Genomic DNA, 25,073 nt, shown 5'->3' with positions numbered 1-25,073 from the left:
TTCCGGCGCACCTGCTCATAACGCTTCGGTGCACAAGGCTGGACGCGGTGCCTCGGAGCGGACGCGGTCAAGGCACCATGGACCGATGCGCGACGACCAGACGCCGACCACCCCGACGCCCCCCGCGGGGCCGGGGACGATCGGGGCGCTCGTGCACCGCGCGGTGGAGGGCGACGAACAGGCCACGCACGACCTCCTGGCCCACGTCCACCCCCTGGCCCTGCGCTACTGCCGCACACGGCTGAGCCGGCTGCCCGGCGACGCCCGCCACTTCGTCGAGGACCTGGCGCAGGAGGTCTGCGTCGCCGTCCTCATGGCCCTGCCCCGGTACAAGGACACGGGCCGCCCGTTCGAGGCGTTCGTCTTCGCCATCGCCGGGCACAAGGTCGCCGACCTGCAGCGGGCCGCCATGCGGCACCCCGGCTCGACCGCCGTGCCCTCCGACGAGATGCCCGAGCGCCCCGACGACTCGCTGGGCCCCGAGGAGCGGGCCCTCCTCAGCGACGACGCCGAATGGGCCCGGCGCCTCCTCGCCAACCTCCCGGAGAACCAGCGGGAGCTGCTCGTCCTGCGCGTCGCCGTCGGCCTCACCGCGGAGGAGACCGGCCAGATGCTCGGCATGTCCCCCGGGGCCGTCCGGGTCGCCCAGCACCGCGCCCTCAGCCGCCTGCGGGCCCTGGCCGGCCAGTAGGCGCACGGCCGTACGGGGGTGCCCCCGCGGCGCCGTCGCGGAGCCGTATGGCGGATGTCATACGTGTGAACGTACAAAGCTGCCGGGTGATCTTGCTCGTGGAATGAGACACGCACGCGGCCCGTTAGCATGGACATCCGCACCGATCAAGGCCATTGGGGAAGGTGTCATGACTGCCAACGTCGACGGAGTGCCGGAGAAATTCGCGGCACTCGGGCTGACCTACGACGACGTGCTGCTGCTGCCGGGCGCGTCGGACATGGCTCCCGACCAGATCGACACCTCCTCGCGGCTCTCGCGGAACGTGCGGGTCAACATCCCGCTGCTCTCGGCCGCGATGGACAAGGTGACCGAGTCCCGCATGGCCATCGCCATGGCCCGGCAGGGCGGCGTCGGCGTCCTCCACCGGAACCTGTCGATCGCCGACCAGGCGAACCAGGTCGACCTGGTGAAGCGCTCCGAGTCCGGCATGGTCACGGACCCGATCACGGTCCACCCCGACGCCACGCTCGCCGAGGCCGACGCGATCTGCGCCAAGTTCCGCATCAGCGGCGTGCCCGTCACGGACCCGGCCGGCAAGCTCCTCGGCATCGTCACCAACCGCGACATGGCCTTCGAGACCGACCGTGCCCGTCAGGTGCGCGAGGTCATGACCCCGATGCCGCTGGTCACGGGCAAGGTCGGCATCTCCGGCGTCGACGCCATGGAGCTGCTGCGCCGCCACAAGATCGAGAAGCTGCCGCTCGTCGACGACGACGGCATCCTCAAGGGCCTCATCACCGTCAAGGACTTCGTCAAGGCGGAGAAGTACCCGAACGCCGCGAAGGACAAGGAGGGCCGGCTCCTCGTCGGCGCCGCCGTCGGTGTCGCGGGCGACGCGTACGAGCGGGCGCAGGCCCTGATCGAGGCGGGCGTCGACTTCATCGTCGTCGACACCGCCCACGGCCACTCCAAGCTGGTCGGCGACATGGTCGCCAAGATCAAGTCCAACTCCGGCGTCGACGTCATCGGCGGCAACGTCGCCACCCGCGACGGCGCCCAGGCGCTCGTCGACGCGGGCGTCGACGCGATCAAGGTCGGCGTCGGCCCCGGCTCCATCTGCACCACCCGCGTCGTCGCCGGCATCGGCGTCCCGCAGGTCACGGCGATCTACGAGGCGTCGCTCGCCGCCAAGGCGGCCGGTGTCCCGGTCATCGGCGACGGCGGCCTGCAGTACTCCGGCGACATCGCCAAGGCCCTGGTCGCCGGCGCCGACACGGTGATGCTCGGCTCGCTCCTGGCCGGCTGCGAGGAGTCGCCGGGCGAGCTGCTGTTCATCAACGGCAAGCAGTTCAAGTCGTACCGCGGCATGGGCTCCCTGGGTGCCATGCAGTCCCGCGGCGACCAGCGCTCCTTCTCCAAGGACCGGTACTTCCAGGAGGGCGTCGCCTCCGACGAGAAGCTGGTCCCCGAGGGCATCGAGGGCCAGGTGCCCTACCGCGGCCCGCTCTCCGCGGTCGTCCACCAGCTGGTCGGCGGCCTGCGCCAGTCGATGTTCTACGTCGGCGGCCGCACCGTCCCCGAGCTCCAGGAGCGCGGCCGGTTCGTCCGCATCACGTCGGCGGGCCTCAAGGAGAGCCACCCGCACGACATCCAGATGACCGTCGAGGCGCCGAACTACAGCAGCAAGCGCTGAGCGGACCCCCGCTCGACACCACCGCAGGGGCGGCCCGGGATCGCCCGGGCCGCCCCTCCGCGCGCGCGTCGGGGATACTGGTAGGCGCAGACGCAGAGGGAAAGGCCACACATCGTGACTGAGATCGAGATCGGGCGCGGCAAGCGCGGCCGCAGGGCGTACGCCTTCGACGACATCGCCGTCGTACCGAGCCGGCGCACCCGGGACCCGAAGGAGGTCTCGATCGCGTGGCAGATCGACGCCTACCGCTTCGAGCTGCCCTTCCTGGCCGCCCCGATGGACTCCGTGGTGTCGCCGCAGACCGCGATCCGCATCGGCCGGCTCGGTGGCCTCGGCGTCCTCAACCTCGAGGGCCTGTGGACCCGCCACGAGGACCCGCAGCCGCTCCTCGACGAGATCACCGAACTCGACGGGGAGAGCGCGACCCGCCGTCTGCAGGAGATCTACGCCGCCCCGATCAAGGAGGAGCTGATCGGGCAGCGCCTGAAGGAGGTGCGCGACGCCGGCGTCGTCACCGCCGCGGCGCTCTCCCCGCAGCGCACGGCCCAGTTCTCCAAGGCCGTCGTCGACGCGGGCGTGGACATCTTCGTCATCCGCGGCACGACGGTCTCCGCCGAGCACGTCTCCGGCGCGGCCGAGCCGCTGAACCTGAAGCAGTTCATCTACGAGCTGGACGTGCCGGTCATCGTCGGCGGCTGCGCCACCTACACCGCGGCCCTGCACCTGATGCGCACGGGCGCGGCGGGCGTGCTGGTCGGCTTCGGCGGCGGCGCGGCGCACACCACCCGCAACGTCCTGGGCATCCAGGTCCCGATGGCGACCGCGGTCGCCGACGTGGCCGCCGCCCGCCGCGACTACATGGACGAGTCCGGCGGCCGGTACGTGCACGTCATCGCCGACGGCGGCGTGGGCTGGTCCGGCGACCTGCCGAAGGCCATCGCGTGCGGCGCCGACGCCGTGATGATGGGCTCCCCGCTGGCCCGGGCCACGGACGCGCCCGGCAAGGGCCACCACTGGGGCATGGAGGCCGTCCACGAGGACGTGCCGCGCGGCAAGCTCGTCGACCTGGGCGTCGCCGGGACGACCGAGGAGATCCTCACCGGGCCGTCGCACTCGCCGGACGGGTCGATGAACTTCTTCGGCGCGCTGCGCCGGGCGATGGCGACGACCGGTTACAGCGAACTGAAGGAGTTCCAGCGCGTCGAGGTGACGGTCGCGGACTCGCAGCACAGCCGCTGACACCGGGTACGGACACCGGACACGGGGAGGGGCCCGCACCACGTCGGTGCGGGCCCCTCCCCGTGTCGTCGCGCGTCCGGCGGGCCGCTACGCGGAGCCCTTCTTGGCGCCGGCGAAGGCGGTCACCGCGCCGATGCCCAGGAAGACGTACGTCATGCCGTCCGCGGCGGTCTTCCACAGGTCGGCCAGCTCGGCGAAGTTCTCGAAGAAGACCTCCGCGAACGAGGCCTGGCCGAGCTTGCTGAAGACGACCGCGATCGCGACCAGCTGGCCCAGGTAGACCGCGCCGGCCGCGAAGAGCGCCGAGCCGACCGCCAGGACCGGGTTGCGGCCGCCGACCTTGCCGGCGACGAAGCCGACGAGCAGGCCGACGCCCACCGCCGCGTAGCCGATCTCCCGCTCGATCGCGCCGCCGATGCCGCCGTACGCGCCCGCGGCGACCACGGCGGCGCCCAGCGCGGCGAGCAGCCCGAGGACGATGTTGTTCCGCGCGGGCGCCGGGGCCGGCGCCGGGTGCTGCGGGTAGGGCTGCGCGGCCGGGTCGGCGAACGGGTTGCCGGACGGAGGCGGAACGGACTGGCTCATGCTGGGAATCCCCCCTGGAGGAAACGGGCGGCCGGCATCTGACGTGTGCACGGCCGCGCGCGAAATCAGAGGCGGACACTAGCAGGCCCCTCCGACAGCGGGCGGCGCGATGGGCGACCGTGACCGGCCCGCAAGCAAGCCGAGACCAAGGCGGGGGCGCACGGGTCGCGGCCGGGCGGCGCGCCGGCCGCCGCCGAACCGCCCGTCCCCGGCCGCCGCCGAACCGCCCGTCTCCGGCCGCCGCCGCGCCGATCGTCGCCGGTCGCGTCGGTGGTGCCGGTCGCGCCGGGTGTCAGAGGCGGTGCGCCGCGCCGACCGGGGTGGCCCCGCGGGTGTCGAGCAGCAGCTGCGCCTTCACGGCCAGGCCCTGGAGGTCGTAGGTGCGGTGGTGCTGGAGCAGGATCGTCAGGTCGGCGCCCGCGGCCGTCTCGTACAGGGAGTCCGCGCGCGGGACCGGCAGGTCGCGCACCCGCCAGACCGGCACGTACGGATCGTGGTAGCTGACCGCCGCGCCCATGTCCATCAGCCGCTGCGCGATCTCGGACGCGGGGGAGCCCTCGCGGTCGGCGAGGTCGGGCTTGTACGTGACGCCCAGGAGCAGGACGCGGGCGCCGCGCACGGACTTGCCGTGCTCGTTGAGGAGCGTGGCGCAGCGCTGGGTCACGTACTGGGGCATGCGTTCGTTGATCTGGCTCGCCGTCTCCACCAGGCGCAGCGGGCGGTGCGGGCCGACCGTGTCGACGGGGACGCCGTGGCCGCCGACGCCGGGGCCGGGACGGAACGCCTGGAAGCCGAAGGGCTTGGTCTCGGCGCACCGGATGACGTCCCACAGGTCGACGCCCAGCTCGTTGCAGAGCACCGCCATCTCGTTGACCAGGGCGATGTTGACGTGCCGGAAGTTGGTCTCCAGCAGCTTGACCGTCTCGGCCTCGCGGGGGCCCCGCGCACGCACCACCTTGTCGCTGAGGCGCCCGTAGAAGGCGGCGGCGGACTCGGTGCAGGCGGGGGTGAGCCCGCCGATGACCTGGGGGGTGTGGGCGGGGTCGTGGGCGCGGTTGCCGGGGTCGAGGCGGGCGGGGGAGTACGCGAGGTGGAAGTCGCGTCCGGCGCGCAGCCCGGAGCCCTCCTCCAGGATCGGGCGGAGGACGTCCTCGGTGGTGCCGGGCGGGACGGGCGACTCGAGCAGCACGGTGGTGTGGGGGCGCAGCCGGGCGGCGAGCGCGCGGGCGGCGTCCGTGACGGCGGTCAGGTCCAGGGTGCGGGAGGCGGCGCAGGGCGGGGTGGGCGCGCAGATGACGGCGGTGCGGACGCGGCCCAGCTCGGCGGGGTTCGTGGTGGGGCGGAAGCCGGACGACAGCATCCGGCGGATCTCGGAGGGGGTGAGGGAGCCGTCGACCGGCGGCCGTCCGGCGGCCAGCTCGGAGACCGGCCGGGAGTCGGTGTCGTAGCCGATCGTGTCGATACCGGCGGCGGTGGCGGCCTGGGCGAGGGGCAGCCCGAGGTGGCCGAGGCCGATGACGGCGAGGTCTGCGGGCATGGGCGTGAGCCGTCCTTCCCAATAGCCGGAGGGGGCAAGACGCGCAAGTCCTGTGGACAGAACGAGCGGACGCAATGTCAGACTAGGCTTAAATATGACCGTTATGCGGTATTGCGCGGTCGTGGTCGCCCGAATGTTGTCCACAGGTGGTGCGGGGCCGGTGGCCGATGTCGGTGCGCGGGGACAGAATCGGGTCTGTGGGCCCGAGCACACGGGGGGACGGCGGCGACGGGAGGCAGCGGTGAGGACAGCGAGACTGGGACCCGCGGAGCGGGCCGCGGCCCTGGCGGCGATGGCCGAGCGCGAGCTCGACGTGCTGGTCGTGGGCGGTGGTGTGGTCGGGGCCGGCACGGCGCTCGACGCGGCGACCCGCGGCCTCGCCACGGGGCTGGTGGAGGCCCGCGACTGGGCGTCGGGCACGTCCAGCAGGTCCAGCAAGCTCATCCACGGCGGACTGCGCTATCTGGAGATGCTCGACTTCGCGCTGGTGCGGGAGGCGCTGAAGGAGCGCGGCCTGCTGCTGGAGCGGCTGGCGCCGCACCTCGTCAAGCCGGTGCCGTTCCTCTATCCGCTGCGGCACAAGGGCTGGGAGCGGCTGTACGCCGGGTCGGGCGTCGCCCTGTACGACGCGATGTCCGTCTCCTCGGGCCACGGCCGCGGCCTGCCCGTGCACCGCCACCTGTCGCGCCGGCGCGCCCTGCGGGTCGCCCCCGCCCTGCGCAGGGACGCCCTGGTGGGCGCCCTGCAGTACTACGACGCCCAGATGGACGACGCGCGCTACGTCGCCACGCTGGTGCGGACGGCCGCGGCGTACGGGGCGCACGTCGCCAGCCGGGCCCGCGTCATCGGCTTCCTCCGCGAGGGCGAGCGGGTCGTCGGCGCCCGGGTGCAGGACGTGGAGGCGGGCGGCGACTACGAGATCCGCGCCCGGCAGGTCGTCAATGCGACGGGGGTGTGGACGGACGACACGCAGGCGCTGATCGGGGAGCGCGGCCAGTTCCACGTCCGCGCCTCCAAGGGCATCCACCTGGTCGTCCCCAAGGACCGCATCCACTCGACGACGGGCCTGATCCTGCGCACGGAGAAGAGCGTCCTGTTCGTCATCCCCTGGGGCCGCCACTGGATCGTCGGGACGACCGACACCGGATGGGACCTCGACAAGGCGCACCCCGCCGCGTCGAGCGCCGACATCGACTACCTCCTGGACCACGTCAACAGCGTCCTCGCCACCCCGTTGACCAGGGACGACGTGGAGGGCGTCTACGCGGGGCTGCGCCCCCTGCTGGCCGGCGAGTCCGACGCGACCAGCAAGCTGTCCCGCGAGCACACGGTCGCCCACCCCGTGCCCGGCCTGGTGGTGGTCGCGGGCGGCAAGTACACGACCTACCGCGTGATGGCCAAGGACGCGGTGGACGAGGCGGTCCACGGCCTGGACGTGCGGGTCGCCCCCTGCGTCACCGAGGAGGTGCCGCTGCTGGGCGCCGAGGGGTACCGCGCGCTGTGGAACGCCCGGGCCCGCATCGCCGCCCGGGCGGGCCTGCACGTCGTCCGCGTCGAGCACCTGCTGAACCGGTACGGGACCCTGGCGGAGGAGGTGCTCGACCTCGTCGCCGAGGACCCGGCCCTCGCGGAGCCCGTCACCGGCGCCGACGACTACCTCCGCGCGGAGATCCTCTACGCCGCCTCCCACGAGGGCGCCCGGCACCTGGACGACGTGCTCACGCGCCGGACCCGGATCTCCATCGAGACCTTCGACCGCGGCACCGGCTGCGCCCGCGAGTGCGCCGAACTGATGGCGCGGGTCCTCGGGTGGGGCGAGGAGCAGGTGGCCAAGGAGGTGGAGCACTACGAGAAGCGGGTCGAGGCGGAGCGGGAGTCGCAGCGTCAGCCGGACGACCAGACCGCGGACGCGGCCCGGTTGGGTGCGCCGGACATCGTGCCGCTGTGACCCGCGGCCCCGGCGGCGGGCGGGCAGAACTCGGCTTCCAGGACGGAGCGTTCCAGGGGCGGCCCGGGGGCCGCGGCCAGGGTGTCCGTGTTCACGCGGAAGGTGAGGACGTGCCGGCCGTCGGCGGTCGCGGCGGTGCGGACGTAGCTGCCCGGCACGCGGCCGTTGTGGCCCCAGACGGTGACGCCGCAGGGGAGCCGGGTGGGGAAGAGGCCCATGCCGTAGCGGCCGTGGGCGGAGGAGGTGTCCAGCAGGGCGTCCAGCTGGGCCGGGGGGAGGAGGCGGCCGTCGAGGAGCGCGGTGTAAAAGCGGTTCAGGTCGGCGAGGGTGCTGACCAGTTCGCCCGCCGCGCCCGCGACGCGCGGGTCCAGGGCCGTGACGTCCCGTCCGGCGGAGTCGTAGCCCCGGCCGTGCGGGACGGGGAGGGCGGTGCGGGCGCCGGGGAAGGACGTGCCGGTGAGGCCGAGGGGGGTGATGATGCGGCGGCGCGCCTCGTCGGCGTAGGAGCGGCCGGTGACGTGTTCGACGATCCGGCCGAGGACGACGTAGTTGGTGTTGGAGTAGGCGAAGTCGCCGGGCGGCTTCGGGGGGTGGGAGGCCAGGGCCGCGCGGAGCCCCTCGGGCGGGGAGGCGGGGCCGGTGGGCCGTGTGAGGTCGGGGAGGCCGCTCGTGTGGGTGAGGAGGTGGCGCAGGGTGACGCGCCGGTCCAGCGGGGGAGGCAGGAGGCCGGGGGCGTGGGCGACGACCGGGTCGTCGGGGGCGAGCCGTCCCTCGGCCGCCAGTTGGAGGACGACCGTGGCGACGAACGTCTTCGTGACGCTGCCCGCGCGGAAGTGGTCGGGGCGGCCGATGGCCGGCCCCGTCGTCTCGAACCGGACTGCCTTCGGGGCCCCGGGCGCCCCGGTGGGCCGGGAGGTCCCGGAGGTTTCGGAGAGGAGCGCGGCGGCCGGGGCGTGGCCCGCCGTGACCAGCCTCGTCAGGGCGGGGGACGGCGTGGCCGCGGGATCATCCACGGTCAGTCCGCCGACGAGCAGAACCAAGGGCACCCCGAGTCTCGTCCTGCACTTCGGCATGGCGCGGCCCCCTCCTTCACGCTCATCCTGGCCGACGCCGGACCCGGGAGAACCACCGGTCCCGGAGTGAGGGACAATGAAGGCGCCACCAGGGCGGGTTGCCGCAGCGCGCGGACGCGGCAGGCGCGGGCGGAACAGGATCGCAGAGGGGACGCATGTCGGGAGCGGAGCAGTCGCGGGACGCGGCGCGGCAACCTCAGCGGGGCGCCGACGGCGAGGGCACGACCTCGAAGGGTGCGACGGTGAGGGGTGACGAGGCCGAGCAGGCCGCGACGTCGAAGGGCGGCGCCGGTGCGAAGGGCGCTGCTCCGGAGGGTGACGCCGTGAAGGGTGCCCGTTCCGAGGGCGCCCCGGCCGAGGACGCCCCCGGGAAGGCCGCGCCCGCGAGCGCGGCACCGGAGGACGAGGCACCGGTGGACGGGTCCCCGAAGGGCGAGTCCCCGAAGGGCGGTACCCCCGAGGGCGGAACCCCGGAGGACCAGGCGTCCTCGGACGGCTCCCCCGTCGGCGGGACGCCCGCCGAGGCGGCCCCGGACAAGGCGGCGACCGGTGGCAAGGGCGCCGGCGCGGCCGGGACGGACCTGGTGAAGAAGCCCGCCGGCGCCGCCCGCGTGACGGCCGAGGGCCAGTTGCTGGCGGGGCGTTACCGGCTCGGCCCCGTCCTCGGACGCGGCGGCATGGGCACCGTCTGGCGGGCCGTCGACGAGACCCTCGGCCGCACCGTCGCGGTCAAGGAGCTGCGCTTCCCCAACGCCATCGACGAGGACGAGAAGCGACGCCTCATCACCCGGACCCTCCGCGAGGCCAAGGCCATCGCCCGGATCCGCAACAACAGCGCCGTCACGGTCTACGACGTGGTCGACGAGGACGACCGTCCGTGGATCGTCATGGAGCTCATCGAGGGCCGCTCCCTCGCCGACGTCATCCGCGAGGACGGCACGCTCACGCCGCTGCGCGCCGCCGAGGTCGGCCTCGCCATCCTCGACGTGCTGCGGTCCGCGCACCGCCAGGGCATCCTCCACCGCGACGTGAAGCCGTCGAACGTCCTCATCTCGGACGACGGCCGCGTCGTCCTCACCGACTTCGGCATCGCCCAGGTCGAGGGCGACCCGTCCATCACGTCCACCGGCATGCTCGTCGGCGCGCCCTCCTACATCTCGCCGGAGCGCGCCCGCGGCCAGCGGCCCGGCCCGGCCGCCGACATGTGGTCCCTCGGCGGCCTCCTCTACGCGTGCGTGGAGGGCCACCCGCCGTACGACAAGGGCTCCGCCATCGCGACGCTCACGGCCGTGATGACCGAGCAGCTGGACCCGCCGACGAACGCCGGCCCGCTCGACAAGGTCATCTACGGGCTGCTCGCCAAGGACCCGGCGCAGCGCCTCGACGACGCCGGCGCGCGGGCGCTGCTCAACGAGGTCATCCGGGTGACCGGGGCCCCGGCCGCCCCGTCGCGGCCCGAGCCCCCCCTGGAGGCCACGCGCGTCGTACCGCTCCCGCCCGTCCCCCCGGCGGACTCGGCCACCACCGGCGCGGCGTCCGGCGCCGCCCCGGTGGGCGACGCGACCGCCGAGCGGCTGCGCGGCGCCCTGCGCTCGGTGCGGAACGCCGCCGCGGCGGCCGCCACCACCCGGCAGGCCAAGCCGGCCAAGGCGGAACGCTCCGGTCCGCCCGCTCCCGCGCGGGCGTCGCTCACCGACGTGGTGCCCCGGCGCACGCTGGTCACCATCGCGGTCGTGGCGGTCCTCGCGGTCCTCGCCACCGTCCTCGCGTTCGCCCTCGGAGGCGACGACGGCACGACCGCCCAGGACACGGGCGGCACCCAGGGCGGCGACAAGACCGCGTCGGCGGGCGCCACCACCGGTGGCGGCCCGACGGACGGCGCCGCCACCGGGGGCAACGGCGGCAGCCCGGACGGCGAGCCCGGAGAGCAGCAGGACGGCGGGTCCGGCGCCACGGGCGGCGGGTCCGGCACGACGGGCGGCACGGGCACGGGCACCAAGCCGCCCGCCTCGCCCAGCGCCGGCACCGGTACCGGTCCCGCGCTCCCCGCCGGGTACAAGACGGTCACCAACGGCCGCTTCCACTTCTCCATGGCCATGCCCGCCGGCTTCCGCATGACGGGCGTGGCGGGTCGCGGCTCCGGCGGGATATTCAGCGCCTCGGGCGGTTTCCCGCGCGTGCAGGTCGACTACACCGACAGCCCCGGCGGCGACGCCGCCGCCGCGTGGTCCTCCGCCATGGGCGCCGTCGCCGCGAGCAGCAACGGCTACAAGCACCACGGCATCAAGCCCGTCTCGTACAACGGCTACCCGACCGTCGCCGACTGGCAGTTCGAACGGAACCAGGGCGGGACGCGGGTGTGGGTGCTCAACCGGGGCTTCAAGGTCGACGCCACGCACGGCTACGCCATCATGATCTCGTGCAAGTCCAGCGAGTGGAACGGTCCGGAGTGCACCACGCTCAGGAACACCGCGTTCGCGACGTTCCGGCCCACGGACTGACCCGCGACACGTATCGTGAGAGCGCGCGGACCGTGCGCGGCTGAATCAAGCGGACAACTGCACGAGCAAGGACCAGGATCGACGGCTCCGTACGATTCCGTGCGAACGGCGGAGCCCGGGGGACAGCGCGCGGCTGGGGAGGCGTCGTGGACGACTACGCGGGAAGGGTGCTCGCCGACCGCTATCGCCTGCCTCTCGTCCCCTCCGGCGAGGACGGGGACGCCGGGGCGTACGGGCCGGTCGAGACGCGCGCCTTCGACACGTACAGCGGCCAGGAGGTCATGGTCCGGCAGCTGCCCCTGCCGGAGACCGTGGACGCCGAGGTCGTCGACGTGGACGACGCCTACCACCGCCCCTACGGGCGCGCGCCGCAGCACACGGCCGTCCGCGCCACCGTCGACCCGGCCGTCCAGCGGGCCGTCGAGGCCGTGCAGGCCGTGGCCCGGATCCCCGACCACCCGCGCCTCGACCAGGTCTTCGACGTCTTCACCGAGAGCGGTTCGCTGTGGATCGTCAGCGAGCTGGTCCCCGCCCGGCCGCTCGCCGCCCTCGTCCGCGACGAGCCGCTCAGCCCGTACCGCGCCGCCGAGATCGCCTCCGACGTGCTCACGGCGCTGCGCGCGCTGCACGCCCACGGCTGGACGCACCGCAACATCACCGTGCGCACGGTCCTCGTCTGCGACGACGGGCGGGTCCTGCTCACCGGGCTCGCGACCGGCGCCGCCGAGGAGGCCCTGTGCGGTTACGCGCCGGTGCCGCTCCCCGACGACGCGGACACCCCGTACCCGGACGCGGACGGCGACCGGTACGACGACGGGTACGACGACGGCGAGGCGGAGCCCTACGCGGACGAGGCCGAGGGGCAGGACGACGGCGCGTACGACGGCGCGTACGTCGACGAATACGGCGACGCGTACGACGACGAGGCCGACGAGGCCGAGATCGTCACCGGGCACGCGCGGGCCCACGACGAGGACGACCCGTACGACGACGTGTACGAGGACCCGTACGGCGCCCCCCGCGCCCTGGCCCCCGTACCCCTCCCGCCCGGCCCGCCGGCCCTGCCCAGCGGCTACGAACCCCAGTACGTCGACCAGGTCGCGGACCGCATCGCCGACGACGGCGAGGACGAGGACGACGAGGCCCACGGCACCGCCCGGTACGGCGCCCACGGCCCCCACGACCCCTACGGCCCCGACGACGTCCACGGCCCCGACGACGTCCACGGCGACGAGGACGAGGGGGACGACGGGGACCGCCCCCCGCGCGCGCTGCTCGCCGGCACGTGGCGGGACGGCCCGGTCCCCGCGGGCGGCGGCACCTCCCCCTACGGGGACGCCACCCCGTACGGCGGCGCCACCCCGTACGGCGGCGCCCGCGCCGCCCTGCGCGCCGACTCCCGGCGCCGGACCCCGCAGGCCGGGGAGCCCTGGCCCGCGCACCCCCGCGGCGCGTCCGGTCCCGACCAGGGCCACGCCGCCGGGGCGGACACGGCCCCGGCACCCGACGACGTCTACCGGGGCCCGACCACACCGCTGGCCGCCGAGCGCGCCCGCCAGGCCAGGATCGCCGTCGTCGGCGCCGTCACCGAGCGGTGGGCGCCCGAGCAGGCCGGCCCCGTCCACGGCACGTGGCGGCTCGCCCCGCCCGTCGGCCCCGCCACGGACCTGTGGGCGCTCGGCGCGCTGCTGTTCCGCGTCCTCCAGGGCCACGCCCCCTACCCCGAGGACAACGCCGCCGAGCTCGTCCAGATGGTGTGCTCCGAGCCGCCCGCGTTCGCCGAGGAGTGCGGCCCGCTGCGCCCCGTCGTCGAGTCGCTGCTGCGCCAGGACCCGACCGAGCGCCCCGAGTTCGAGGAGCTGCGCGGATGGCTGCGCTCCCTCGTCCGCTCGGCGCCCGAGCCCGACGCGGGCGCCTCCGTCGTCCCCATGCCGTCCGTCGACGCCGCCCGCCTGCCCATCATCCGCCGCCGCGGCGACCTGGTCCGCAGGCGCCGTACGCGCACCCGCACCCCCGCCGCCGCGGTCCCCACCGCCCCGGCGCCCGCCCGGCACCGCCACAAGAAGGCCAAGGACCCGCGGTCCGGGGGCAGTCCGCGCGCACTGGGGCGCACGCTCCTGCTGCTGATACTGCTCGGGCTCGCCGCCGCCGTCGCGTACGCGGTGCTGTTCCTGCCCGAGGCCGGGACGCGGGACCGGTCGCAGAGCCCCACCGGCACGGCCCGGCCGACCGCGACCGCCCCGCACGGGCAGGTCCCGCCCAGCCCGGAGGCGTCCGCGTCGCGCAGCCCGTCACCCGGTGACCCGGCGCCCTCGACGAACGCCGGGACGCCCACCGCGCCCGCCCTGCCGGAGGGGTACGTCGTCCGCGAGGACCCGGAGGGCTTCCGCGTCGGCGTCGACCGGACCTGGCGCCGCAGCCCCATCAACGACATCGGGCAGGTCCGCTACTCGGACGGCGACTACACGCTGATCGTCGTCCCCGGCCGCGACACCGTCCGCACGGCCGGCGCGGACCCGCTGGAGTACCAGCGCGCCAAGGAGCGCGAGCTCCAGCCGTGGCGCGACTCGACCTGGGCGTCGGCGACCGGCCTGCGCCGCGTCGACGTCGGCCGACAGGCCATGGCCGAGGGTCAGTTCACCTGGCAGGACGCCAACGGCCGCCAGGTGTACGTGCGCAACCTCGCGCTCCTCGTCGGCGACCGCTACCACGTCATCCAGGTCATCGGCCCCGAGACCGGGCGGGACAGGGTCACGGAGATCTACGAGCAGGCGACCAAGGCGTACCACGCGACACGCTGACGGAGCATCGGTTCGCCCGTTCGGACCACGGAGAGTGGCGAATTCGCGCCAATCGGAGGGGTCCGTGTCACGGTGCGGTCTCCGTGGCCGCCCCGAGGTTCCGCGCGCCGCACACCCTCCGTAACCTTGCTCCGAAGCAGCGGGGCGGGGCCGAGCGGAGACACGTGGAACAGACGCAGGGCATGGGCGGGGGGCTGGTGCTCGCGGGGCGCTACCGGCTGGGCGAGACCATCGGCCGGGGTGGGATGGGCAAGGTGTGGCGCGCCCACGACGAGGTGCTCCACCGTACCGTAGCCGTCAAGGAGTTGACGGCCGGTCAGTACGTCTCCGAGGCCGACCGGGTCGTCCTGCACGCCCGTACGCAGAAGGAGGCACGGGCCGCCGCCAGGATCACGCACCCGGCCGTCGTCACCGTCCACGACGTGCTGGAGCACGACGACCGCCCGTGGATCGTCATGCAGTACGTCGACGGCTCCTCCCTCGCCGACGCGGTCAAGTCCGCGCCGGACGGCCGGATCGCGCCGCGCGAGGCCGCCCGGATCGGCCTGCACGTGCTGGGCGCGCTGAGCGCCGCGCACGCCGCCGGGGTGTTGCACCGGGACGTCAAGCCCGGCAACGTGCTGCTGGCCCGGGACGGGCGCGTCCTGCTCACCGACTTCGGCATCGCCGCCATCGAGGGCGACTCCACCATCACCCGCACCGGTGAACTCGTCGGCTCCATCGACTACCTGGCCCCGGAGCGGGTGCGCGGCGCCGACCCCGGCCCGGCCTCCGACCTGTGGGCGCTGGGCGCCACCCTGTACACGGCGGTCCAGGGCGAGTCGCCCTTCCGCCGCTCGTCACCGATCAGCACCATGCAGGCCGTGGTCACCGAGGAGGCCGCGGCGGCCGCGCACGCGGGCCCGCTCGCCCCGGTGATCGTCGCGCTGCTCCGCAAGGACCCCGCCGACCGGCCCGGCGCCGCGGAGACGGAACGCATGCTGATCGAGGCGATGGAAGGCCGTACGCCGACCGCCGCGCAGGCGTTCGTACCGACCCGCTCCGTGTCGGCCGACGAACTGCGGGAGGTGGCGGACGGCGTGGCCCGCGCCCGGCCGGGCGACACGGCCACGGCCCCCGCCCCGCAGCCCGCCCACGGCCAGGCGACCGTCCGCGCCGGACGGGCCCGCCGGCACAGGGCCGCCATGGTCGTGCTCCTCGCGGCGGCCGTCGGCGCGGGCGCCGGGTTCGCCGTCATGCGGTACGCCGACGACGCCGGCCCCACCGACACCGTCGTCGTCGACGCCGTCTCCACGCCGAGCGCGTCGTCCGCCCCGGACGGCGGCGTGCCGGAGGGGTGGGAGCGCGTCGAGGACCCGCTCGGCTTCAGCCTGCTCGTACCGGTCGGCTGGAAGCGGCAGATGGACGGCGACCAGATCGACTACACCCCGGACAACGGCAGGCACCGCATACGCGTCAGCGTCGACGACGCGCCGGATTTCGAGAACCCGTACATGCACATGCTCGACGTGGAAAAGAGCCTGCGGGAGAGACTGCCGGAATACCGCCGGGTGAAGCTCGACCAGAATACGTTCCGTGATCAGCTGGAATCCTGTCTCTGGGAGTTCACCTGGTACGAGAAAAGGACACACCCCGGTAAGCGCCACGCGATAGACCAGGTGTACTACACGGACGACGGAACCGAGTACGCGCTGTACATGTCGTCTCCCGAGGAGGACTGGGCGACCACCCGGGAGCAGTTCGACATCGTGCTGCGCCACTGGCGACCCGCCGAGGGGTGACCTCCTCGGCGCGAGCGGAGGAGGTGGGCCGTGTCGGTCGGAGGGTGGAGGCCGGAGGAGCAGGGGGAACCGCAGCAGCAGCCGTCCGGACGGGCGCGTGAGCAGCGGCGGATCGTCGGCCGTTACCGCCTGGAGGCCCGGCTGGGCCGCGGCGGCATGGGGACCGTGTGGCGCGCCCACGACGAACTGCTGGGCCGGCCGGTCGCCGTGAAGGAGCTCCACGTGGACACCGGCGTCCCGGGCGGCGACGACGCGGCCGTCGACGCCACGCTGCGCGAGGCGCGCGCCGTGGCCCGGGTGCACCACCCGCACATCGTCTGCGTCCACGACGTGGTGGAGGAGGACGGCGTCCCGTTCATCGTGATGGAGCTCGTCGAGGGCGTGTCGCTCGCCGAGCGGATCGCCGTGCGGGGCCCGGTGGACGCGTACGAGGCGGCCCGGATCGGTCTGGCGCTGCTGTCCGCGCTGCGGGCCGCGCACGCCATCGGGGTGCTGCACCGGGACCTGAAACCGGCCAACGTGCTGGTGGAGGAGGCCACCGGGCGGGTCGTCCTGACCGACTTCGGGATCGCCCAGCTGGCGGGGGCGACCACGCTGACCGAGACGGGCATGTTCGTCGGCTCGCCCGAGTACACCGCGCCGGAGCGGATGCAGGGCCACCGGGCGGGCCCCGCGGCGGACCTGTGGTCGCTGGGGGTGCTGCTGTGCGCGGTGATGACGGGCCACTCGCCCTTTCACCGCGACTCGCTGGGCGGGGTGCTGCACGCCGTGGTGGAGGCGGAGATCCGTCCGCCCGCCGCCGCGGGGGCGCTGCTGCCCGTCGTACGGGGACTGTTGGAGCGCGACCCGGTGCGCAGGATCGACGGGGCGGAGGCGGAGCGGCTGCTGCGGGCGTACGCGGTGGGCGCGGCCCTGGACACGGCCGCCGCCGCGGCGGCCGCGTCCGCGGGGCCGGCCGACGCGCCGGCGGCCCACGCCCGGCCCGACGAGGGCCGGGCGGGCGGGCAGGACGGCCAGGGGGACGCGCCGCACCGGGCGCGTCCGCACACCGTCCCGCCCGCGCGGGCCCGGGACCGGGCCTGGCACATGGCCAGGGTGCTGCCCCACCGGTCGCCGCCCGCCGTCCCGGACGCGCCCGCCCTCCCGGACGTCCCCGCCGCCCCGGAGGTGCCGGACGTGCCGGAGGCGGCGGACGAGCCGGGGCTCTCGCCCCTGGGGCAGATGGCCGGCGTGCCGGACCGCGGCCCCGCCGCGCCCACCCTGCCCGCGCCGCCGCCCGTCGGCACCGAGCCCCAGGACGCCGTGCTCCCCGACGCCGTCTCCACCGACGGCCGGCTCCCCCCGGAGACCCCGCCGGCGGCCGGCGGGGCGCCGCTCTACCGGCCGCCGTACGGGCCGCCCTCCGACACACCGCCGTACGGCCCCTCCCCCTACGACCCCCCTCCCTACGGCACGCCGCCCTCCGCCGTCCCGCCGGCCGACTCCGCCCCCTACGGCGTCCCGCCCGCCGACTCCGCCCCCTACGGCCCGCCGCCCCCCGCCCACGCCCCGCCGGACGGCGGCCCCCGCGGGGGCCGCCGTCCGGCCGGTCCCGCCGCCGCGCCCCTCGTCGTCGCCCTCGTCGCCGCCATCGCCGTCGCGGTCAGCCTCGGCGTCGCCCTGTTGTTGTCAACGCGCTGATCAGGCCTTATTTGCCAGTGAACACTGGCGTGATGTGTGTACGCGGCGAAAAGCCGTTACCGCCGGGTACCAAAAGCGTCCGGACCCGCATACCCTCGCCCCCATGACGGACACGCAGGCCTCCGCCCACGCCATCGGATCCACGTCCCCCTCCGCGTCCACGCCGGCCGCCCCGTCGTCGCCGGCGCCCGCTCCCGGGCCCGCGAACCCCGTGGCCCCCGCACCCGCCGGCGCGCGCACCGCCGCCGACGTGGTGACGCCCGAAGTGGTCGCCCAGCTCGTCCGCGGCGTCGTCGGCTCCGGGCGGACCGCCAACCACACCCCGTTCACCGGGGAGCGGCTCGCCGAGCTGCCCGAGTCCACCCCCGAGGACGTGGCGGAGGCGTTCGCCCGCGCCCGCGCCGCCCAGACCGCCTGGGCGGCCACCCCCGTCCGCCGCCGCGCCGCCGTCCTGCTCCGCTTCCACGACCTGCTCCTGGAGCGCCAGGCGGAGGTCCTCGACCTCATCCAGCTGGAGACCGGCAAGGCGCGCCTGCACGCCCACGAGGAGGTCCAGGCCGTCACGATCGCCGCCCGCCACTACGGCGTGCGCGCCGCCTCGTACCTGAACCCGAAGCGGCGCACCGGCGCCGTGCCGGTCCTCACCAAGGTGACCGAGCTGCGCCAGCCGCGCGGCGTCGTCGGCCAGATCGCGCCGTGGAACTACCCGCTGGAGCTGTCCGTCGGCGACGCGCTCCCCGCGTTCGCCGCCGGCAACGCCGTCGTCATGAAGCCCGACACCGAGACCGCGCTGACCGCCCTGTGGGCGCGCGACCTGCTCGTCGAGGCGGGGCTGCCCGCCGAGGTGTTCCAGGTCGTCCTCGGCGACGGCCCGGTCGTCGGTCCCGAGGTCGTCAAGCACGCCGACTACGTCTCGTTCACCGGCTCCACCCGCACCGGCCGCGAGGTCGCCCGGGGCGCGGCGGCCCGGCTCGTCGGCGTCTCCCTCGAACTCGGCGGCAAGAACCCCATGCTGGTCCTGCGGGACGCCGACGTCGAGAAGGCCGCCGCCGGCGCCGTCCGCGCCTGCTTCTCCTCCGCCGGGCAGCTGTGCATCGCGGTGGAGCGGCTGTACGTCCACGAGTCGATCGCGGACGCGTTCCTGGAGCGGTTCGTCGCCCGCACGAAGGCGATGCGGCTCGGCACCTCCCTCACGTACGGCGCCGACATGGGCTCCCTCGTCGGCGAGCGGCAGCTGGAGGCCGTCACCCGGCACGTCGAGGACGCCGTCGCCAAGGGCGCCGTGGTCCTCGCGGGCGGCGTCCCCCGCCCCGACATCGGCCCCCTCTTCCACGAGCCGACCATCCTCGAAGGCGTCGACGCGTCGATGGCCGTGTGCACCGAGGAGACCTTCGGCCCGGTCGTCTCCGTGTACCGCTTCACCGACGAGGACGAGGCGATCGAGCGCGCCAACGACACCGCCTACGGCCTCAACGCCAGCGTCTGGACCAGGGACGGCCGCCGCGGCCTCGCCGTCGCCGCGCGCCTGCGCGCCGGCACCGTGAACGTCAACGAGGGGTACGGGGCCGCGTACGGCAGCGTCCAGGCGCCCATGGGCGGCATGAAGGACTCGGGCCTGGGCCGCCGGCACGGCTCGGAGGGCATCCTCAAGTACACGGAGGCCCAGACGGTCGCCCAGCAGCGCGTGATGCCGCTCGCCCCGTCCTTCGGGATGGACGACGAGAAGTACGCGGCGTTCATGAGCCGCAGCCTGAGGCTGATGAAGGCCCTGCGCCTGCGCTGACCACGGGCGGGCGCGCGCCGCCCGCCCGCCCCTTCCGGCACGAGGAGAGCCATGTCCGAGACATCCCCTGCCCGAAACCAGCCGGAGACCGGGCGGAACGGCTCCGGCGGCGCCGGTGCGCACGACGCGCACGACGACGCGTACGACTACGACGTCGTCGTCGTGGGCTCCGGGTTCGGCGGTTCCGTCTCGGCGCTCCGCCTCACCGAGAAGGGCTACCGCGTCGGCGTCCTGGAGGCCGGCCGCCGCTTCACCCCGGCCACCCTGCCGAAGACCTCCTGGGACCTGCGCAACTACCTGTGGGCCCCCGCCCTCGGCCTGTACGGCCTCCAGCGCGTCCACCTGCTCGGCAACGTCATGGTCCTCGCGGGCGCCGGCGTCGGCGGCGGCTCCCTCAACTACGCCAACACCCTCTACGTACCGCCGCCCGCGTTTTTCCAGGACAAGCAGTGGGCCGCCATCACCGACTGGCAGGCCGAACTCGCCCCGTACTACGACCAGGCCACGCGCATGCTCGGCGTCCGCCTCAACCCGACCACGACCCCCTCCGACGTCCACCTCAAGGCGGCCGCGCAGGCCATGGGCGTCGGCGACACCTTCCACCCGGCGCCCGTCGGGGTCTTCTTCGGCGACGGCCGGGACGCGGACGGCGCCACCAGGGCCGCCCCCGGCGACCGGGTCCCCGACCCGTACTTCGGCGGCGCCGGCCCCGCCCGCCGCGCCTGCACCGAGTGCGGCGCGTGCATGACGGGCTGCCGGCACGGCGCGAAGAACAGCCTCACCGAGAACTACCTGTACCTCGCGGAGAAGGCGGGCGCCGTCATCCACCCGATGACCACCGTGACGGCCGTGACCGAGGACGGCGACGGCGGCCACCTCGTGCGCACCGTCCCCACCGACCGCCGCAGGAAGGGCAGCCCGCGCACCTACCGCGCCCGGTACGTCGTCGTCGCGGCCGGCACGTACGGCACGCAGACCCTCCTCCACCGCATGAAGGACCAGGGGCTGCTGCCCCGCGTCCCCGACCGGCTCGGGGAGCTGACCCGCACCAACTCCGAGGCCCTCGTCGGCTCCCAGACCACCGACCGCCGCTACCGCCGGCGGCACGGGGTGCCCCGGGTCGACTTCACCCGGGGCGTCGCCATCACCTCGTCCATCCACCCCGACGAGAACACCCACATCGAGCCCGTCCGCTACGGCAAGGGCTCCAACGCGATGGGCTCCCTGTCGATCCTCCAGGTCCCGTACGCGAGGAACCGGGTCGCCGCCTGGCTCGGCAACGTCGTCCGCCACCCCGTCCAGACGCTGCGGTCCCTGTCCAACCACCGCTGGTCGGAGCGGACCATCATCGGCCTCGTCATGCAGTCGCTCGACAACTCCCTGACGACGTACCGTAAGCCCGGCGGCATCGGCAAGGGGCTGCTCACCGCCCGCCAGGGCCACGGCGCCCCCAACCCGAAGCAGATCCCCGAGGCGACGCGGGCGGCGACCCTGATCGCCGAGGAGATCAACGGCTTCGCCGGCTCCAACGTCGGCGAGCTGATGGGGACCCCGCTCACCGCCCACTTCCTGGGCGGCTGCGTCATCGGTGCCACCGCGCGGGACGGCGTCATCGACCCGTACCACCGGCTCTACGGCCACCCGGGCATCTCCGTCGTGGACGGCGCGGCCGTCTCCGCGAACCTCGGGGTGAACCCGTCCCTCACCATCACCGCCCAGGCGGAACGCGCCATGTCCCTGTGGCCCAACAAGGGCGAGGCGGACCCCCGCCCCGCCCAGGGCGCCCCCTACGTGCGCGTGACCCCCGTCGCGCCCAGGTCGCCGGCCGTCCCGCGGGACGCCTTCGCGGCACTGAGGCTGCCGTTCCTGGGCATGCCGAAGGTCCCGCCGAGGAAGGCCGACGCCTGACGGCCGCCGCCTGACGACGGAAACGCCAGAGAGGCGCTGCACCCCCCTCCGAGTGCAGCGCCTCCCTTGTCTCAGGCCGTCCGTTACGCGACGGCACCGCCCTGGCGGCGCTTCAGGGCGAAGACGACACCGGCACCGGCGACGACGGCGATGCCGCCGGCGATCCCGATGACCGGCAGCGCGGAGTTGGAACCGGTCTCGGCGAGCGTGCCGGTCACCGGCAGCTCGGACAGCTCGCCCTGCGGCTTGGTGCCCGGCTTGTTGTCGCCCTTGCCCGGCTTGCCCTCGGCGTCGTCGACGTCGCCCGGCTTCGTGCCGGCGGCGAGGATCTCGAACTCGTAGAGGGTCTCCTCACCGAACTCGCAGAGGCCGTCCTTGGTGAAGCTGACGCCGGAGGCGAAGGCGACGCCGAAGCCCGAGGGGGCCTTGGAGTCGACCTTCAGGCGCATCTTCGCCTCGCTGTACTCGCCCTTCTTCAGCGAGCTGGAGGTACCGAAGTAGCCGTCCTCCTCGCTGACGTCGGTCCACTCGTTCCCGACGTACGCCTGGACGGTGATGAACTGCGCCATGTCGTCGAAGTTCTCGCCGTCGACAGCCGCCGTGTACAGGTAGGCGTCGACGCCCTCGACCTCGTGCCCCGTCTTGTTCTCGACGCGGAACGTGAAGTCCTGCCAGCCGGAGCCGGCGACGACCTTCGACGGCAGGCCGCGCAGCTCGGTGTGGACGCCCGCGTTGTCCTCGAACTCCTCGCACTGCTCCGCCGGCCCGGACGGCGACGGCGAGGTGCCGGCGCTCGTGGACGGGGCGGGGGAGGACGCCGGGGCGCTGACGCCGGCGCTGGCGGACGGGGCCGGCGTCTCGGTCTCCGTGTCGTCGGCGGACGGCGTCGGGCTGGCGGACGCGCTCGTCTCGTCGGACGGGGTCGGCTCGGCCGACTTCGTCTCCTCGTCGGACGGGTCCGCCGCCGGCGAGGACTCCGCGGCCGACGGCGTGGCGCCCGCCGCGTACGCGGCCGGGGCCATGAGGAAGGCGGCGGGCGTGATGACGGCGGTCGCGGCGGCGACGGCCATGGCGCGGCGAAGCTTCAAGTCAACCTCGTGGTCGGAGGCGTACCACTGGGTGCGGCACGGAGTGTGGTGGGCCCGCGTCCCGTCGCGCGTGACGGGCGTGGCCGTGGATTCGCATACATGACCTGCGACGGGAGGGAATGGTTGCCCGTGAACTCACAGGTTCTTTATGTGTGCTGCGTCACGCCGTCGAGGGCGGCCGGCCGCGGTGGGCCCGATCCGGACGGGGCCGGCACGCATGGGGGGCGGCACGCACAGGGGGCGGCCGGCGCCGGGCGTCCCCGGTGCCGACCGCCCCTCGGGGTGACCGGGCTGCTGTCCCCTGCCGTCCGGTCACGCACGCCGGAGCGTGGTCCCACGGCGCACACGCGTTGCGCCACACCCTCCGGCGAAGTCACGCGCTGGCGCGGACACCGGGACCAACGACGTGCTGTGGCCCGGGTCACGCGCCGTACGGGTGAGAGGCGCGCCCGGACTCAGACGCGGCCCCGGCACAGCTCCAGCATCGTCATCGCCAGCGCCGTGCCCGGCCTGCCCAGCGCGTCCCTGTAGCGGCCCAGCACCTCCATCTCGCGCGCGAGGTTCACCCGGCGGCCGCCCGAGCCGATGCGCGCCTCCTGGATGACGGCCGAGACGGCCGCGCGTTCCTGGATGAGGCCGATGATCCGGTCGTCGAGCGCGTCGATGCGCTCCCGCGCGTCCGTGATCAACAGGGCGGCGTCGTCCGTGCGTGCGCCGGTCCTCTCCGCGGCGGTCTTCCCGGCGCCGGGCGTCCGCGGGCCGGTCCCCTCCGCGTCGGTCCGGGCGGAGGTCGGGAGGGCGGTGGTGTCCGTCGTGGTCATGGCGGGGCTCCTGGTGTCTCACGGGGCCCCGGGGCGGCGGTACGGCCCGGTGGAGACGACAGGCGCCCCGGGCCTTGTCGGCCCGGGGCGCCTGGGAAGTCGCTTGTCAGTGAATGCTCAAGCAGCACGACCATGGCAGCCGGACCAGCCGGTGCCATAGGTAAAGACGAAGGTCGAGTGCGTGTGCATGGCGGCCAGTATGGACCTCCGGACGACGCCGCGGCCAGCCGGGCCGCCGACCGGTTCGGATGGTGAGACGAAACGATTGCCGGCCACGCCGGTAGAATTGACTGATACCGACCCCCTCCCACCGCCGGAAGGCCGCCGTAGTGTCATCAGCGACCCCCGCTGCCGCCTCGCCCGACACCAACCCGGACGTAGTCCTCGTTGTCGATTTCGGCGCGCAGTACGCCCAGCTCATCGCCCGCCGCGTCCGTGAGGCCCGGGTCTACAGCGAGATCGTCCCGTCCACCACGCCGGTGGCCGAGATGCTGGCCAGGAACCCGAGGGCGATCATCCTCTCCGGCGGCCCCTCGTCCGTGTACGAGGAGGGCGCCCCCCGCCTCGACCGCGAGCTCTTCGAGGCCGGCGTCCCCGTCTTCGGCATGTGCTACGGCTTCCAGCTGATGGCGGAGACCCTCGGCGGCACGGTCGACAACACCGGCGCCCGCGAGTACGGCCGCACCCCCCTGCACGTCAGCAGGAACGGGTCGACGCTGTTCGAGGGCACCCCCGCCGAGCAGTCGGTGTGGATGTCGCACGGCGACGCCTGCTCCGCCGCGCCCGAGGGCTTCGCCGTCACCGCGTCCACGGACGTCGTGCCGGTCGCCGCCTTCGAGAACGACGAGAAGAAGCTGTACGGCGTGCAGTACCACCCCGAGGTGATGCACTCCACGCACGGCCAGCAGATCCTGGAGCACTTCCTCTACCGCGGCGCCGGCATCGAGCCGTCCTGGACGACCGGGAACGTCATCGAGGAGCAGGTCGCGGCCATCCGCGAGCAGGTCGGCGACCGGCGGGCCATCTGCGGCCTGTCCGGCGGCGTCGACTCCGCCGTGGCCGCCGCGCTCGTCCAGCGGGCCATCGGCGACCAGCTCACCTGCGTGTACGTCGACCACGGCCTGATGCGCAAGGGCGAGACCGAGCAGGTCGAGAAGGACTTCGTGGCCGCCACCGGCGTCCAGCTGAAGGTCGTCGACGCGCAGGAGCGGTTCCTGAACGCGCTCGCCGGGGTCTCCGACCCCGAGGAGAAGCGCAAGATCATCGGCCGTGAGTTCATCCGCGTCTTCGAGCAGGCCCAGGCGGAGATCATCGCGGAGGCGTCGGGCGACCAGCCCGTCGAGTTCCTGGTGCAGGGCACGCTGTACCCGGACGTCGTCGAGTCCGGCGGCGGCACGGGCACGGCCAACATCAAGTCCCACCACAACGTGGGCGGCCTCCCCGAGGACCTCGAGTTCAAGCTGATCGAGCCGCTGCGGAAGCTGTTCAAGGACGAGGTCCGCATGGTCGGCCAGGAGCTCGGCCTGCCGGAGGAGATCGTCCAGCGGCAGCCGTTCCCGGGCCCCGGCCTCGGCATCCGGATCGTCGGCGAGGTCACCCGGGAGCGCCTGGACCTGCTGCGCGAGGCCGACGCCATCGCCCGCGAGGAGCTGACCGCGGCCGGCCTGGACCGCGAGATCTGGCAGTGCCCCGTCGTGCTGCTCGCGGACGTGCGGTCCGTGGGCGTGCAGGGCGACGGCCGCACGTACGGCCACCCGATCGTGCTGCGCCCGGTCTCGTCCGAGGACGCCATGACCGCGGACTGGACGCGCATGCCGTACGACGTGCTGGCGCGCATCTCGACGCGGATCACCAACGAGGTGAAGGACGTCAACCGCGTCGTCCTCGACGTCACCAGCAAGCCCCCGGGCACCATCGAGTGGGAGTGACCCCGCGGGTCCCCGGGCACCGGGGGCCCGCGGA

At 74.4% G+C, this 25,073-nt stretch carries 16 protein-coding genes; 11 read left to right on the top strand and 5 right to left on the bottom strand.

Annotated features, from left to right (window positions below; genetic code table 11):
- The first annotated feature begins 85 nt into the window (after positions 1-85).
- From IE106_RS03000 to IE106_RS02990, 3 genes are all read left to right on the top strand, one after another.
- Positions 86-691: a sigma-70 family RNA polymerase sigma factor gene (locus IE106_RS03000; protein ID WP_308427853.1), complete on the top strand. Its 606-nt coding sequence runs from the start codon at positions 86-88 to the stop codon at positions 689-691.
- Positions 692-860: 169 nt separating this feature from the next.
- Entirely contained in the window at positions 861-2,366 is a 1,506-nt protein-coding gene (gene guaB, locus IE106_RS02995) for an IMP dehydrogenase (RefSeq protein ID WP_189529646.1), read from the top strand.
- A 114-nt stretch (positions 2,367-2,480) separates the two neighbouring features.
- Positions 2,481-3,605: a GuaB3 family IMP dehydrogenase-related protein gene (locus IE106_RS02990; protein ID WP_189529645.1), complete on the top strand. Its 1,125-nt coding sequence runs from the start codon at positions 2,481-2,483 to the stop codon at positions 3,603-3,605.
- 87 nt (positions 3,606-3,692) lie between these two features.
- Here the strand turns inward: IE106_RS02990 and IE106_RS02985 are convergent, their stop codons facing one another.
- Both IE106_RS02985 and IE106_RS02980 read right to left on the bottom strand, forming a co-directional pair.
- Positions 3,693-4,190 carry a hypothetical protein gene (locus IE106_RS02985; protein ID WP_189529644.1) on the bottom strand — a complete coding sequence of 166 codons (498 nt, stop codon included), beginning with the start codon at positions 4,188-4,190 and terminating at the stop codon, positions 3,693-3,695.
- Between the two features lie 292 nt (positions 4,191-4,482).
- Positions 4,483-5,727 carry a nucleotide sugar dehydrogenase gene (locus IE106_RS02980; RefSeq protein WP_189529643.1) on the bottom strand — a complete coding sequence of 415 codons (1,245 nt, stop codon included), beginning with the start codon at positions 5,725-5,727 and terminating at the stop codon, positions 4,483-4,485.
- A 241-nt stretch (positions 5,728-5,968) separates the two neighbouring features.
- Here IE106_RS02980 and IE106_RS02975 point away from each other — a divergent pair, with 241 nt between their 5' ends.
- A complete protein-coding gene (locus IE106_RS02975) occupies positions 5,969-7,675 on the top strand; it encodes a glycerol-3-phosphate dehydrogenase/oxidase (protein ID WP_189529642.1) in 1,707 nt (568 codons plus the stop codon).
- Here IE106_RS02975 and IE106_RS02970 read toward each other — a convergent pair.
- Complete coding sequence (locus IE106_RS02970) at positions 7,612-8,748, bottom strand: serine hydrolase domain-containing protein (protein WP_189529641.1); 1,137 nt, start codon at positions 8,746-8,748, stop codon at positions 7,612-7,614. The genes IE106_RS02975 and IE106_RS02970 overlap by 64 nt on opposite strands.
- A gap of 155 nt (positions 8,749-8,903) precedes the next feature.
- Between IE106_RS02970 and IE106_RS02965 the strand changes: the two genes are divergently transcribed.
- The 6 genes from IE106_RS02965 (at position 8,904) to IE106_RS02940 (ending at position 21,202) form a co-directional block, all read left to right on the top strand.
- Positions 8,904-11,249, top strand: coding sequence for a serine/threonine-protein kinase (locus tag IE106_RS02965; RefSeq protein WP_189529640.1), 2,346 nt, complete (start codon positions 8,904-8,906; stop codon positions 11,247-11,249).
- A 146-nt stretch (positions 11,250-11,395) separates the two neighbouring features.
- Positions 11,396-14,050 carry a serine/threonine kinase C-terminal domain-containing protein gene (locus tag IE106_RS02960; protein WP_189529639.1) on the top strand — a complete coding sequence of 885 codons (2,655 nt, stop codon included), beginning with the start codon at positions 11,396-11,398 and terminating at the stop codon, positions 14,048-14,050.
- 164 nt (positions 14,051-14,214) lie between these two features.
- Positions 14,215-15,831 (top strand): serine/threonine-protein kinase, encoded by a 1,617-nt coding sequence (locus IE106_RS02955; protein WP_189529638.1) that lies wholly within the window; start codon positions 14,215-14,217, stop codon positions 15,829-15,831.
- Positions 15,832-15,861: 30 nt separating this feature from the next.
- Entirely contained in the window at positions 15,862-17,511 is a 1,650-nt protein-coding gene (locus tag IE106_RS02950) for a serine/threonine-protein kinase (protein ID WP_373295891.1), read from the top strand.
- A 103-nt stretch (positions 17,512-17,614) separates the two neighbouring features.
- On the top strand, positions 17,615-19,294 hold the full coding sequence (locus IE106_RS02945) for a succinic semialdehyde dehydrogenase (RefSeq protein ID WP_189529637.1): 1,680 nt from the start codon (positions 17,615-17,617) through the stop codon (positions 19,292-19,294).
- A gap of 51 nt (positions 19,295-19,345) precedes the next feature.
- Positions 19,346-21,202, top strand: a complete 1,857-nt coding sequence (locus tag IE106_RS02940) for a GMC family oxidoreductase (protein WP_189529636.1) — start codon at positions 19,346-19,348, stop codon at positions 21,200-21,202.
- Between the two features lie 83 nt (positions 21,203-21,285).
- On the opposite strand, the gene IE106_RS02935 is transcribed toward IE106_RS02940, so the two are convergent.
- Both IE106_RS02935 and IE106_RS02930 read right to left on the bottom strand, forming a co-directional pair.
- The gene (locus IE106_RS02935) at positions 21,286-22,290 is read right to left on the bottom strand and encodes a hypothetical protein (RefSeq protein WP_189529635.1); all 1,005 of its coding nucleotides are present in this window, start codon (positions 22,288-22,290) and stop codon (positions 21,286-21,288) included.
- A gap of 455 nt (positions 22,291-22,745) precedes the next feature.
- Entirely contained in the window at positions 22,746-23,111 is a 366-nt protein-coding gene (locus IE106_RS02930) for a chorismate mutase (protein WP_189529634.1), read from the bottom strand.
- A gap of 329 nt (positions 23,112-23,440) precedes the next feature.
- Between IE106_RS02930 and guaA the strand changes: the two genes are divergently transcribed.
- Entirely contained in the window at positions 23,441-25,039 is a 1,599-nt protein-coding gene (guaA, locus tag IE106_RS02925; RefSeq protein WP_189529633.1) for a glutamine-hydrolyzing GMP synthase, read from the top strand.
- Positions 25,040-25,073 lie beyond the last annotated feature (34 nt).

It is taken from the genome of Streptomyces roseolilacinus (genome assembly GCF_014649335.1).
Classification (GTDB): domain Bacteria; phylum Actinomycetota; class Actinomycetes; order Streptomycetales; family Streptomycetaceae; genus Streptomyces; species Streptomyces roseolilacinus.
This window is presented reverse-complemented; position numbering and strand designations above follow the sequence as displayed.